Annotated in this window: 1 protein-coding gene; it reads right to left on the bottom strand. The window is 70.2% G+C overall.

Translation table 11 applies throughout. The features are described from left to right. Position 1: 1 nt before the first annotated feature. Positions 2–15,058: an Ig-like domain-containing protein gene (locus tag C1924_RS18085; RefSeq protein ID WP_159094836.1), complete on the bottom strand. Its 15,057-nt coding sequence runs from the start codon at positions 15,056–15,058 to the stop codon at positions 2–4. Positions 15,059–15,147: the final 89 nt, after the last annotated feature.

A 15,147-nucleotide genomic window follows, 5' to 3' on the forward strand; every position in this document is an offset into this window, starting at 1 on the left:
GTCAGTGCCCCTCCCCACTGTTGGGGCCGGCGGCCGGTGGCGGTCCGCTGGGCGGCTCGATCGTCAGCTGCTGCAGCACGCGGCCATCGCTGCCACGCACCTCGATGCGCGTGGCGGCGGCGACGTCGGCCGGCAGGCGGCTGGCCAGGGCGGCACGCACCGCCTGCGCCCGCTGCTGGGCCAGGGCCTCCCCGCCCGCCGTGGCAGCCAGCAGCACGCGGCCACCGCCGCGCGCCCGCAGTGCCTGGGCGGCCTTGTCCAGCACGCTGGCGCGGTCGGCGGCCAGCGTGGCGCTGCCACTGGCAAACAGTGCGCTGCCGAGTTCCACGCGCACCGGACGTGGCATGACGGCGGCGGGGGTGCCTTCGCTGCTCAGCGCGCCATCCGGCATGCGCACGCCGAAGTCGAAGCGCACCGGCAGGCCGGGGGTGATGCGTCGCACCAGCGGGTTGGGCGTGGTGAAGCGCGCACCGGCCGGCAGCGTCGACGGATCGACCTTGAGGATGAAGTTGCGGCCGCGGGCTTCGCCGCCCGGAATGCCGACCAGGTGGTAGCGACCGAAGGCATCGGTTTCCATCACCAGGCCTTCCACCGCCGCCACGCGCACGCCGGGGATGCCGCGCTCGCCCTCGTCCTGGATGCCGTTGCCGTTGCGGTCGTCGAACACGCTGCCGATGACCAGGCTTTCATCCAGCAGCGGATCCACGCTGACATCGACGTCGGCCGTGGCCACGTTGCCGATGCTGCGGTTCTGCCCGTCGATGGCGGTGATGCGGTTGGTATGCACGCCGGTGCCGGTCCCTGCGCCGACGCGCAGGTAGTAGACCACCGTGGCGCGCTCGCCCACCGGTACGTCGATGCCGTCGATGCGCAGCGGCTGCACGCCGCTGGTGCGCGCATCGTTGTCCGCATCCTGCACCGCGAAGCCACCGCTGACGAAGGTGAAACCCGGCGGCAGCGTATCCAGCAGCGTGGCACCGTTGGCATCGACCTCGCCCACGTTGTCGATGGTCACCGTGTAGCGCACCAGGTCGCCGATCTGCGCACTGCGCTTGGCGGCCACCTTGGTCAGCCGCAGCACGGCCTGCTGGCCGGTCACGGTCACCGCCACGTTGGCCTCGGCGCACAGCGGGGTCGGCACGCTCAGGTCGCAGACGCGGTAGCGGAAGCTGTCGGTGCCGCTGAAGTCCGCCACCGGCGTGTACGTGCATGTGCCGTTGGCGCACTGCACCGTGCCGTGCGCAGGCGCTGCGGCCACCTGCAGCGAGGCCGGGTCCAGCGCCGCGGTGCGGGTGGTGTCGTTGGCCAGCACGTCGATCAGCAGCGGGCCGCTGGCTTCGGCAGTCACCGCATCGTCGGCCAGGGTCAGCACGTTCGGCTCCACGGCGATGGTCACCGATGCACTGGCACACATCGAAGGATCATCGACGTGGCAGACCTGGTAATCCAGGCTCTGGATACCGGCAAAGTTGGCCAGCACCGCGAAGCGGATGCGCTTGTTCGGCAGCACCGTCGCATCGCCATACGGCGGCGGTGCGGTGATGGTGACGGTGACGGTGGCCGGATCCACCGGCGTGCCATCCACGCGGTCGTTGCCGAGCACGTCGATCTCGACCACGCCGTTCTGCGGCATGTCGATCCGGTCATCCTCGGCCACCACGCCCGGCTCGGCAGCGATGACGGTCACGGTGACGGTGCCCACATCGCAGACGGTAGGCTGGCTGACCAGGCACAGCGTGTAGGTGGTGCCGTAGCTGCCCGGCGCAAGGCCCGCGGCCACGTCCACCCAGCCATCGGCGCTGAAGGTCAGCGCGTTGGTGGCGACCGGCGCGAAGTTGACCTGGGCCGGATCCAGCGCGGCACTGTTGAAGGTGTCATTGGCGAACACGTTGAGCAGGCGGGTGCGGCCTTCCGGACCGACCGGGCCACCCGTGTCGTCCACCGCCAGCAGCGCGCCCACCGGCCCCTGCACCAGCACGGTGGCGATGGCGGTGGTGCAGTTGGTCGGCACGCCGTTCTCGCACAGCTGGTACGCCAGCTGCACCTGCCCGGCCTGCACGCCCGGGGCCACCATGATCTGGCCCTGGTTGTTCATGGTGTAGCCCGGCGTGCTGCCGGTAAGGCTGGCCACCACGCTGCCGACCGGCGGCGGCGAGACGTTGTTGAAGCTGTCGTTGTCCAGCACCGAACGGGCGATGGTGCCGCCCACCGACGGATCGACCGGCGTGCTGCTGAAGTCATCGTTCACCGCCAGCACCACATTGGCCGCACCACCCACGTTGAAGGTGACGGTGGCGGTGCTGCACAGGGCCGCGTTCGGCGCTGGCAGGCAGACCTGGTAGGTGACGCTGACCGGCCCGCTGGTGCCCACTGGTGGCGTGTAGGTGAAGCTGCCGTCGGCATTGAACAGCAGGCCCGCCGGGGTTGCGCCCTGCACGCTCCACACCGAGCCGGCCGGCATGTTGTCGTTACCGGCCACGCTGTTGGCCAGGGTCTGCCCGGCCTGCACGCTGAAGGCATCCGGCTGCGGCGCGGGGCTGACCACCACGGTCACGCTGGCGGTGGCGCAGTTGCCCGGGGCGGCCACTTCGCAGACCTGGTAGGTGACCGTGGTCGGCCCGGAGGTGACGCCGGTACCGATGCTGATGGTGCCATCCGGGTTGATGCCGAAGCCGGCCGGTGCACCGACCAGACCCAGCGTCACGGTGTTCGCTGCCGGCGGCGAGACGCCGTTGAGGGAATCGTTGGCGAGCACGCTGGGCGTACTGCCACCCGGTGCGATGCCGGTGAAGCTGTCATCGCCGGCCACCAGCGTACCGGTGTTGACGTTGAGGGTGGCCGATGCGGTCCCGCACTGTGCAGCATCCGGTGCCGGCAGGCACACCTGGTAGGTGAAGGTGACCGCACCGAGCGTGCCGGCCGGCGGCGTGTAGGTGAAGCTGCCATCGGCGTTGAACACCAGGCCCGGCGGCGTGGCGCCCTGCACGCTCCAGGTCGACCCCCCCGGCATGTTGTCGTTGCCGGCCACCGTGTTCGACAGCACCTGGCCTGCGCGCACGCTGAAGGCATCCGGCTGCGGCGCCGGGCTGACCACCACGCTCACCGTCGCGTTGGCGCAGTTGCTGGGTGCGGCCACTTCACACACCTGGTAGGTGACGCTGGTGGGGCCGGAAGGCACACCGCTGCCGATGCTGATCGTGCCATCGGGGTTGATGCTGATGCCGGCCGGCGCACCGACCAGACCCAGCGTCACGGTGTTCGCCGCCGGCGGGGTGACGCCGTTGAGCGAATCATTGGCCAGCACGCTGGGCGTGCTGCCGCCCGGTGCGATGCCGGTGAAGCTGTCATTGCCGGCCACCAGCGTGCCGGTGTTGACGTTGAGGGTGACCGTTGCGGTGCCACACACGGCCGCATCCGGTGCCGGCAGGCATGCCTGGTAGGTGAAGGTCACCGCACCGGTCGTACCGACCGGCGGCGCATAGGTGAAGCTGCCATCGGTGTTGAACACCAGGCCCGGCGGCGTCGTGCCCTGCACGCTCCAGGTCGAACCCGCAGGCAGGTTGTCGTTGCCCGCCACCGAGTTGCTCAGCGTCTGCCCGGCCTGAACGCTGAAGGCATCGGCCTGCGGCACGGGGCTGACCACCACGCTCACCGTGGCGGTGGCGCAGTTGCTGGGCGCGGCCGCTTCGCAGACACGGTAGGTCAGCGTGGTTGCACCGGAGCTGACACCGCCGCCGATGCTGATCGTGCCGTCGGCATTGATCGCAATGCCGGCCGGTGCACCCACCAGGCTCAGGGTCACCGTAGCAGTGGCCGGCGGCGACACGCCATTGAGCGAGTCGTTGCTGAGCACGCTGGGGGTAATGCCGCCTGGTGCGATGGCGCTGAAGCTGTCGTTGGTCGCCAGCAGAGTGCCGGTGCCGATGGTGACGCTGACCGTGGCGCTGTTGCACAGCGACGCATTCGGCGCCGGCAGGCAGGCCTGGTAGGTGAAGTCGACCGCGCCGGTCGTACCGGCCGGTGGCGTGTAGGTGAAGCTGCCATCGGTGTTGAACACCAGGCCCGGCGGCGTGGCGCCCAGCACGCTGAAGCTGGCGCCGGCCGGCAGGTTGTCATTGCCTGCCACCGTGTTGGACAGCACCTGGCCGGCCTGCACGCTGAAGGCATCGGCCTGCGGTGCCGGGCTGACCACCACGCTTACCGTGGCGGTGGCGCAGTTGCCGGGCGCCGCCGCTTCACAGACCTGGTAGGTCAGCGTGGTGCTGCCGGAAACCACCCCGGTACCGACACTGATCGTGCCATCCGGAGACACGCTGTAGCCGGCCGGCGCGCCGACCAGGCTGAGGGTGACGGCAGCGCTGGCCGGCGGCGATACGCCATTGAGCGAATCATTGGCCAGCACGCTGGGCGTGGACGTGCCCGGCGCGATACCGATGAAGCTGTCGTTGCCGGCCAGCAGGGTGCCGGTGTTGACGTTCAGGGTGACCGTCGCGGTGCCACACAGGGCCGCGTCCGGTGCCGGCAGGCAGGCCTGGTAGGTGAAGCTCACGGCACCAGTGGTACCCGCCGGCGGCGTGTAGCTGAAGCTGCCATCGCTGTTGAACACCAGACCCGCAGGCGTCGCGCCCTGCACGCTCCAGGTCGAACCGGCCGGCAGGTTGTCATTGCCGGCCACGGTGTTGTTCACCGACTGCCCGGCCTGCACGCTGAAGGCATCGGCCTGCGGCGCCGGGCTGACCACCACGTTGACGCTGGCGGTGGCGCAGTTGCTCGATGCCGCCACTTCGCAGATCTGGTAGGTCAGCGTGGTGCTGCCCGACACCACGCCGCTGCCGACGCTGATCGTGCCATCCGGATTGATGCCGAAGCCGGCGGGCGCCCCCACCAGGCTCAGTGCCACCGATGCTGCGGACGGCGGCGATACGCCGTTGAGCGAATCATTGGCCAGCACGCTGGGTGTGGACGTGCCCGGCGCGATGTTGCTGAAGCTGTCATCGCCGGCCACCAGGGTGCCGGTGTTGACGTTGAGGGTGACCGTGGCGCTGCCGCAGACGCTGCCGTTCGGCGCCGGCAGGCAGGCCTGGTAGCTGAAGGTGACCGCACCGAGGGTGCCGGCCGGCGGCGTGTAGGTGAAGCTGCCATCGGCGTTGAAGACCAGGCCGGCCGGAGCAGTGCCCTGCACGCTCCAGGTCGAACCGGCCGGCAGGTTGTCGTTGCCGGCCACCGTGTTGACCAGCTGCTGCCCGGCCTGCACCGAGAAGGCATCGGCCTGCGGCGTCGGGCTGACCACCACGGTGACGCTGGCGGTATCGCAGTTGTTGGCAGCCGCGGCTTCGCACAGCTGGTATGTCAGCGTGGTGCTGCCCGACACCACACCGCTGCCGACGCTGAGCGTGCCATCCGGGTTCAGCGTAAAGCCGGCCGGTGCGCCGACCAGCGACAGGCGTACATCGGCTGCCGGCGCCGGGCTGGCGCCGTTGAGGCGATCATTGGCCAGCACGCTGGCTGCCGAAGTGCCGCCCGCTACCACGCCAGTGATGACGTCATCGCCAGCCACCAGGTCGCCGTTGTTGATGTTGAGGGTGAAGGTGGTGGTCGCGCACAGCGCCGCGTCCGGTGCCGGCAGGCAGGCCTGGTAGGTCACCGTGATCGGCCCGGCGGTGCCGGCAGGCGGCGCATAGGTGAAGCTGCCATCGGCGTTGAAGCTCAGCCCGGCCGGTGCGGTGCCCTGCAGGCTCCAGCTCGAACCCGTCGGCAGGTTGTCGTTGCCGGCCACACTGCCGGCCAGCGTTGCACCGGCCTGCACCGCGAACGCATCGGGCTGCGGTGCAGGACTGACCACGATCCGCACGCTGGCGGTGTCGCAGTTGGCCGGCGAGGCCACCTCGCAGATCCGGTAGGTCAGCGTGGTCAGGCCGGACTGCACGCCCGTGCCCACCGTGATCAGGCCATCGGCGCTGATCGAGAAGCCGGCCGGTGCACCCACCAGGGCCAGCGTCACCGTACCGGCAGCCGGCGGCGACACGCCGTTGAGCGAATCGTTGGCCAGCACACTGGTGCCGACGGTGCTGCCGGGCGCGATGTTGCTGAAGCTGTCGTCACCGGCCACCAGGGTGCCGTTGTTGATGGTGATGGTCGCCGTGGTGGAACCGCAGACCGCGGCGTTCGGCGCCGGCAGGCACACCTGGTAATCGAAGGTGACCACGCCCAGCCGGCCCGGCGGCGGCGTATAGGTGAAGGCACCGGTCGCGGTGAGCAGCAGGCCATCGGGCGCGGTGCCCTGCACGCTGTACTGCGCACCCGGCGGCACGCTGTCGTTTCCGGCCACGCTGGCCGACAGCGTCTGCCCGACCTGCACGGCGAAGGCATCCGGCTGCGGCGAAGGACTGACCACCACGGTGACGCTGGCGGTATCGCAGTTGTTGGCCGCCGCCGCTTCGCAGATCTGGTAGGTCAGGACGACCGGACCGGACACCGCCGTGGACGGCACGCTGATGGTGCCCTGCGGGGTGATCGCATAGCCGGCCGGCGCGCCGACTAGGCTCAGCACCACCGAGGAACCAGCCGGCGGCGAGTTGCCATTGAGCGAATCATTGGCCAGCACGCTGGCGCTGGAAGTGGTGCCGGCAGCGACGCCGGACAGGGTGTCATCGGCCGCGACCAGGGCGCCGTTGTTGATGTTGAGGGTCAGCGTGGCGGTGCCGCACAGATTGGCATTGGGTGCCGGCAGGCAGACCTGGTAGGCCACCACCACCGGGCCGCTGGTACCGGCCGGCGGAGCGTAGGTGTAGCTGCCATCGGCAGAGAAGCTGAAGCCGGCCGTCGGCGTGCCCGGCAGGCTCCAGCTGGAGCCGGCCGGCATGTTGTCGTTGCTGGCCACGCTGGCGCTGAGGCTCTGCCCCACCTGCACGGCGGCAGCATCGTCCTGCGGTGCCGGGTTGACCACCACGGTGACACTGGCAGTGACGCAGTTGCCTGGCGCCACCGCTTCGCAGATCTGGTAGGTCAGCGTGGTCGGGCCGGACATCGCGCCGCTGCCGGCGGTGATGGTGCCGTCCGGATTGAGGGTGAACGTCGCAGGTGCACCGACCAGGCTCAGCACCACGTCGCCCGGCGCAGGCGGGCTGACGCCATTGAGCGAATCATTGGCCAGCACACTGGCGGCGGAGGTACCGCCCGGGGCGATGCCGGCCAGCGTGTCGTCGCCGGCCAGCAAGGTGCCGTTGGCCACGTTCAGCGTCACCTGCGCGGTCGCGCACGTGCTGGCATTGGGCGCCGCCAGGCAGGTCTGGTAGCTGAAGGTCACCGCACCCGTGGTGCCGGTCGGCGGGGTGTAGCTGAAGCTGCCATCGGCATTGAACTGCAGCCCTGCCGGCGCAGCGCCCTGCAGCGTCCAGCTGGCGCCGGCCGGCATGTTGTCGTTGCCGGCCACGCTGGCCGACAGCACCTGGCCGGCCTGCACGTTGAAGGCGTCGTTCTGCGGTGCCGGCAGGATCACCAGCGCGATGCTGGCGGTATCGCAGTTGCCGCTCGCCGCCGCTTCGCAGGCCTGGTAGGTCAGCGTCAGCGGACCGGACACGATGCCGGCAGGCACGGTCAGCACGCCGTCGGCGTCGAGCACCACGCCGGCCGGCGCGCCGACCAGATTGACCAGCACGGTCCCTGCGGCCGGCGGCGAAACGCCGTTGAGCGAATCGTTGGCCAGCACGCTGGTCGTGGCGCTGCCACCCGGGGCAACCGTGAAGCTGTCATCCACCGCCACCAGCGTGCCGTCATTGATGTTGAGCGTCACCGTGGCGGTGCCACACAGCGCCGCATCCGGTGCAGGCAGGCAGGCCTGGTAGGTGAAGGTCACCGGGCTGGGAGTGTTGGCCGGCGCGGTGTAGGTGAAGCTGCCATCGGCACTGAAGTTCAGCCCGGCAGGTACCGCCCCTGGCAGCGAGAACAGCGAGCCAGCCGGCATGTTGTCGTTGGCGGCCACGTTGCCGTTGCTGATCGTGCCTGCGGCCAGCACCGAATACGCATCGGGCTGCGGCGACGGCGTGATGACCAGGGCCACCGTGGCGGTATCGCAGTTGCTGGGCACGGCGGTTTCGCAGATCTGGTAAGTCAGCGTGGTCGCACCGGAAAGCACGCCGGTCGGCACCGCCACCGTGCCATCGGCATTGATGACGAAGCCGGCCGGTGCGCCGACCAGGCTGAGCTGCACGCTGGCCGCTGCCGGCGGCGTGACGCCATTGAGGCTGTCGTTGGCCAGCACGCTCGGCGTGGTGCCACCGCCTGCGATGCCGCTGTAACTGTCATCCGCCGCCACCAGCGTGCCGGTATTGACGTTGATGGTGGCCGTCGCCGTGCCGCACACCGCGTTGTCCGGTGCCGGCAGGCAGGCCTGGTAGGTGAAGGTGACCGCGCCGGTGGTGCCCACCGGCGGCGTGTAGCTGAAGCTGCCATCGGCATTGAACGCCAGGCCGGCGGGCGGCGTGCCCTGCACGGCCCAGCTGGAACCGGCCGGCAGATTGTCGTTGGTCGCCACGCTGGCACCGGTCAGGCTCGCACCGGCCTGCACGGCGAATGCATCGGCCTGCGGTGCCGGGGTGACGACGAAGGCGATGGCTGCGGTGGCGCAGTTGGTCGGCGAGGCGGTCTCGCACAGCTGGTAGGTCAGCGTGGTCGCCCCTGCCGCCGCGCTGGCGGGAATCTGCACGCTGCCATCGTTGTTGATGACGAAGCCGGTCGGCGCCGCCACCAGCAGCAGCTGCACCGCTGCGGACGGCGGCGGGGTGACGCCGTTGAGCACGTCGTTGGCCAGCACGCTGGGCGTGACCGAGCCGGCCGTCAGCGGCGCGGCAAAGGTATCGTCATTGGCGACGATGGCACTGACCGCGATGGTGAGGGTGGCCGTGGCGGTGCCGCACACGGCGGCATCCGGCGCGGGCAGGCAGGCCTGGTAGCTGAAGGTGACCGGGCCGAGGGTGCCGGCCGGCGGCGTGTAGGTGAAGCTGCCGTTGGCGTTGAACACCAGGCCCTGCGGCGGCGACGGCACGCTCCAGCTGGAGCCGGCAGGCATCGCGTCATTGCCGGCGACATTGCCGGTGTTGGCCTGCCCGGCCTGCACGCTGATCGTGTCGTTCACCGGCGTCGGCCGTACCACCAGCGCGATGCTGGCGGTGGCGCAGTTGTTGGCCGCCGCCGTTTCGCACACCTGGTAGGTGAGCGTGGTGGCGCCACTGGCGGCATCGGCCGGTACCGTCACCGTACCAGTGGGGCTGATGATGAAGCCGGCCGGTGCACCCACCAGCGACAGCGCCACGTTGGCCGGCGCCGGCGGACTGAGGCCGTTGAGGGTGTCGTTGGCCAGCACGCTGGCGGTGACGGCGCCCGGCGCGACCGCACCGAAGCTGTCGTTGTTTGCCACCAGCGCGCCGTTGTTGATGTTCAGCGTGACCGTGGCGGTGCCGCACACCGCGGCGTTCGGCGCGGGCAGGCAGGCCTGGTAGACGAAGCTGGCCGGGCTGGTGGTACCGGCCGGCGGCGCATAGGTGAAGCTGCCGTCGGCATTGAAGGTGACCCCGGCCGGCGGCGTGCCCTGCACGCTGAAGGTCGAGCCGACCGGCATGCCGTCATTGCCGGCCACGTTGGCGGTGACCGACAGGCCCGCCTGCACCGCAAAGGCGTCGTTGGCCGGTGCCGGTGCAACCACCAGGGCCACGTTGGCCGTGGCGCAGTTGGTCGTCGCTGCCGCTTCACAGACCTGGTAGGTCAGGGTGACCGCGCCGGAGGCGGTGCCGGTGGCCACGGCGATCGTGCCATCGGCGGCGATCGAGAAGCCCGAAGGCGCGCCCACCAGGCTCAGTACCACCGCATCCGCGGCCGGCGTCGCGCCGTTGAGCGTGTCGTTGCCCAGTACGCTGGGCGTAGCACCACCGCCCGCAACCGGCGCAGCAACGCTGTCGTCCACCGCGACCAGAGTGCCGCTGTTGACGTTGATCGTGGCCGTTGCCGTGGCGCAGATGCCGCTGTCAGGCGCCGCCAGGCACACCTGGTAGCTGAAAGTGACCGCACCGCTGAAGCCCGCCGCGGGGGTGTAGACGAAACCACCATCGGCAGCGAAGACCAGCCCGGCCGGTGCCGTGCCGACCACGCTGAACTGCGCGCCGCTGCCCACGTTGTCGTTGCCCGCCACCGAGCCGGTCAGCGCCACGCCGGCCGGCGTGGACAGTGCATCGTCAATGGCCGACGGCGCGACCACCAGACGCAGGCTGGCGTTGGCGCAGTTGCCCGGTGCCGCGGCTTCGCACAGCTGGTAGGTCAACGTGCGGCCACCGGCCGGCACGCCGGCGGCAACGCTCACCGTGCCGTCCGGGTTGAGGCTGATGCCTGCCGGTGCACCGGCCAGGCTCAGCAGCACGTCCGCCGCGGCCGGCGGCGTGCTGCCGTTCAGCGCATCGTTGAGCAGCACCGACGCGGTGCTGCCACCGGTCACCGGATTGACCGGCGCGCTGCTGAAGTCATCGTCATTGGCGGCCAGGCTGCCGACCGTGATGTTGATGCTGGCCGTGGCGGTCGCGCACAGCGCGCTGTCCGGCGCCGGCAGGCAGACCTGGTAGGTGAAGCTGACCGGGCTGACCGCATTGACCGGCGGCACGTAGGTGAAGCTGCCACCGCCACCGAAGCTCAGCCCGGCAGGCGTGGTGCCGACGAGGGTGAACACCGCACCGGCCGGCACGTTGTCGTTGTCACCGACGCTGCCATTCAACGGCTGGCCCGCTGCAGTGGAATAGCTGTCGTTCTGCGCCGACGGCGTCACCACCAGGCGGATGCTGGCACTGGCGCAGTTGCTGGGGGCAGCGAGTTCGCAGACCTGGTAGTTCAGCACCGTGGCACCGGCAGCGGCGCTGGCAGGCACCTGCAGCAGGCCTGCAGCGGTCAGCGCATAGCCCGACGGCGCGCCCACCAGGGCCAGGCTGACACTGCCGGCGGGCGGCGGCTCGCTGCCATTGAGGCTGTCGTTGGCCAGCACGCTGGTGCTGCTGCTCGACCCCGGCGCCAGCGGCGTGGCGGTGAAGTCGTCGTCCATCGCCTGCAGCGTGCCCGCGTTGACATTGATGGTCGCGCCCGCGGTACTGCACAGCGCACTGTCCGGCGCCGGCAGGCAGGTCTGGTAGCTGAAGCTCACCGGCCCGGTGAATCCCGCTGGCGGTGTGTACTGGAAGCTGCCATCACGGCCCAGCTGCAGGCCATCCGGCGTGGTGCCCGATACGGTGAACACCGCACCGACCGGCGCGTTGTCATTGCTGGCTACGCTGCCCGACAGCAGCTGCCCGGCCGGCGTGGAGAACACGTCGGCCACGGCAGTGGGCGAGACTACCAGCAGGATCTGTGCGGAATCGCAGTTGCTGGGCAACGCGGTTTCGCACAGCTGGTAGGTCAGCGTCAGCGCGCCGGACGGCACGCCCGCGTCGACGTTCAGCACGCCATTGGCATCCAGGGTGAAGCCCGACGGCGCGCCCACCAGGCCCAGCAGCACGTCGGCCGATGCCGGCGGCTGGGTGCCATTGAGGCTGTCGTTGAGCAGCACCGACAGGGTGCTGCCGCCACCAGCGCCGATCGGCGTGGCGCGGAAGTCATCATCGGCGGCGGCCAAGGTGCCGGCGTTGACGTTCACGGTGACCGTCGCGCCCGAGCACACGCTGGCATCCGGCGCAGGCAGACAGGCCTGGTAGGCGAACGTGACCACGCCCTGGGTTCCTGCCGGCGGCGTGTAGGTGAACGCACCACCGGCGGCCAGCACCAGGCCCGCAGGCGCGGTGCCGGTGACGCTGAAGGTGGCACCGGCCGGCACATTGTCGTTGCTGCCGACATTGCCGCTGACCGGCACGCCCACGGCCGTGCTGACGTTGTCGTTCACCGCCACCGGTGCCAGCAGCAGCTGCACCGCGCCGTCATCGCAGTTGCTCGGCAGCGCCGCCTCGCACAGGCGGTAGCCGAAGCTGACCGCACCCGCAGCGGCACCGCCAGGTACGGAGATGGTGCCGTTGGCATTGAGTACATAGCCGCCCGGCGCACCCAGCAGGCTCAGGATCACCTCGGCCGGGGCCGGCGGGATCGCGCCGTTGATGGTGTCATTGGCCAGCACGCTGATGGTGGTGCCACCAGTGGCGGGATTCAGCAGGCTGCTGCGGAAGTCATCATCGTTGGCGACCAGCGTGCCGGCGTTGACATTGAGGGTCACCGTGGCGGTGCTGCAGGCGCTGGTGTACGGCGCTGCCAGGCACGCCTGGTAGCTGAAGGTCGTGGTGCCGGTGTACTGCGCCGGTGGCGTGTAGGTGAAGCTGCCATCGCCGTTGAACACCAGCCCCGGCGGTGGGGTGCCGGTGACCACATAGGTCGTACCGGCCGCGACACGATCATTCACCCCGACATTGCCACCGACCGGGCGCCCGACCTGGGTGCTGAAGCTGTCGGCCACCGCCTGCGGCGCGATCACCACCGCGATGGTGGCCGTGGCGCAGTTGCTGGTTCCGGCCTGGCACAGCTGGTAGGTCAGGCTCAGCGGGCCCGCCGGCGATCCTGCAGGCACCTGCAGTTCGCCCGTCGGCGCCAGGGTGAAGCCGGCCGGCGGCGCATTGATCAGCGACAGGCTGGCCTGTGCGGGGTCGATCGCCACGCCATTGAGGGTGTCGTTGGCCAGCACGCTGGCCGTGCTGCCGCCGGTGCCCGGCACGGGCGCCGCAGTGAAGTCATCATTGCCGGCCACGACCGCAGCCACGGCGACGTTCAAGGTCACCGTCGCGGCATCGCAGATGCCGCCATTGGGCGCCGGCAGGCAGACCTGGTAGCGGAAGCTGTCCGCACCGGCATACGTGCCCTGCGCGGTATAGCTGAAGCTGCCATCGGCATTGACGCTGACGGTGCCGTGCGCAGCACCGGCCAGCAGGCTGAACTGCGAACCCGCAGGCACGTTGTCATTGCCGGCCACGGTATTGGCCAGCGCCACGCCCGCCGTCGCGGCGAAGCTGTCATCTACCGCATCGGGGGCGATGACCAGCTGCACGTTGGCAGTGGCGCAGTTGCTGCCGCCCGGCAATTCGCAGATCTGGTAGGTGAACGCATAGGCGCCCGCTGCAGCGCCCGCTGCGATCTGCAGCTGCCCGGCGGCGTTGGTGGTGATGCTGGCCGGTGCACCGGTCAGTGCCAGGCTGACACCGGCGGGCGCCACGGCGGTGCCATTGAGCGTGTCATTGCCGAGCAGGCTGATCGCAGTGGTGGTACCCGGCTGCAGCGGCGTGGCGAACAGATCGTCGGCGGCGGCCAGCTGGTTGTCGGCCACGGTCACGCTCACTGTGGCGGTGTCGCAGACGCTGGCGTTGGGTGCCGGCAGGCACAGCTGGTAGGTGAAGGTATCGGGCCCGGTGTTGGCATTGGCCGGGGTGTAGGTGAAGGTGCCATCGGCACTGACCACGGCGGTGCCGCGGGTGCCCTGGGTGCCCAGGCTGAAGACCGCGCCACTGGGGAAGTTGTCATTGCCGGCCAGGGTGCCGGTCACGGGTCGGCCGCCGCCCGGGGTGCTCACTGCATCGTTCACGGCATCCGGGCTGACCAGCAGGTTGGCGGTTGCCGTGGCGCAGTTGCTCGGCGCGGCGTTGTCGCAGAACCGGTAGGTGAGCGACAGCGCACCGGCCGCAGCGCTGGCCGGCACGACGAGGGTGCCGTCGGGGTTGATCGAGAAACCGGCGGGGGCGCCGACCAGGCTGAGCGTCACGCTGGCTGGCGGCACCGGGTTGCCATCGTAGGTATCGTTGCCCAGCACGCTGGGCGTGGTGCCCCCCGCGCCCGGCGGCAACGGCGCGGTGAAGGTGTCATCGGTGGCGACCAGCACGTTGGCGTCAACCAGCACCGACGCCGTGGCGGTGGCGCAGACACTGCCATTGGGTGCCGGCAGGCACACCTGGTAGGGAATCGAGGCCGGCTGCGTGATGCCGCCGGTCGGCGCGTAGGTGAGCGTACCGGTGCTGCTGATGGTGGCACCCGCGACCGGCGTACCGGACGCACTGAACGTCGCGCCGGCCGGTGCGTTGTCGTTGGCGGCCAGGTTGCCGCTGATCGTGGCGGCACCGGCCAGCGCGTTGAAGCTGTCGTTCAGCGCGGTGGGCGCGATGATCAGGCTCGCGGTCGCGGTGGCGCAGTTGGTCGGTGAAGCGTTCTCGCAGATCTGGTAACCGATCGATGTTGCGCCCGCCGCGGCGCCGGCCGGTACCGCGATCACGCCCGCGCTGTTGATGGTGAAGCCCGCAGGTGCGTTCTGCAGCGAAATGATCAGGTTGCTGCCGACCACGGGCGAACCATTCAACGTGTCATTGCCCAGCACGGTCGGCGTGCTGCCGCCGCTGGTGGAGGAAATGGGCGTGGCGAAGCTGTCGTTCACGGCGACCAGTGCATTGGCCTGCACGGGTACCGCCGGCGTGGTGGCCGTGTTGTCGCCCGGGGTCGGGTCGGTGGTACCCGACGGCAGCACCAGCGACACGGTGTTGGCCGGCACCGTGGCCGGTGTTGCGGCCGGGGCGGTGCCGTTCACCAGCAGCACCACGCTGTCGCCCACGCCAACGCTGACCAGCACGTTCACCGCGTTGCCGCTGCCGCTGGGCTGCGCACAGGACGAGGCCGCCGTGGTCGGCTGGCAGGTCCAGGTCACATTGGTCAGCAGCGAGGACACCGTATCGACCACGCCGACGCCGCTGGCTGCCGACGGCCCCGCATTGTTGACCTGGATGCGGTACTGCACCGGGCCACCGGCCGCCACCGGGCTGGCGCTGACCAGCGTCTTGCTTACGCTCAGCTGCGCCTGCAGGGCCAGCGCATTGGTGTCGGTCGCGCTGTTGTTGCCCGGTGTGGGATCGGCCACGTCGGTCGGCGCGGTCACCGTGGCGGTGTTGTTCAGCGGGTTCGGATAGCTCTGTGCCAGCAGCGGCGGTGGCAGCAGCAATGCCAGCATGGCCACGGCATGCGCGATGCCGGCCGAAGCCCTGCCTGCCCTGCCCTGCCTGTCCGTTGCTGCCATGCGTCCGTCCTCGATTACGCGCCTTGGCCTGCTGCAGGCATCCGGCATCGGTAGCGCTGTCCTTCCCCCGCGCAGGGCAACCCCGCGCG

The sequence above is a fragment of the Stenotrophomonas sp. ESTM1D_MKCIP4_1 genome (genome assembly GCF_003086895.1).
GTDB lineage: Bacteria > Pseudomonadota > Gammaproteobacteria > Xanthomonadales > Xanthomonadaceae > Stenotrophomonas.

Bases quoted from the DNA above. Each gene is read 5' to 3' on its own strand.
- C1924_RS18085 (WP_159094836.1), bottom strand. From the start codon at position 15,058: ATGGCAGCAACGGACAGGCAGGGCAGGGCAGGCAGGGCTTCGGCCGGC.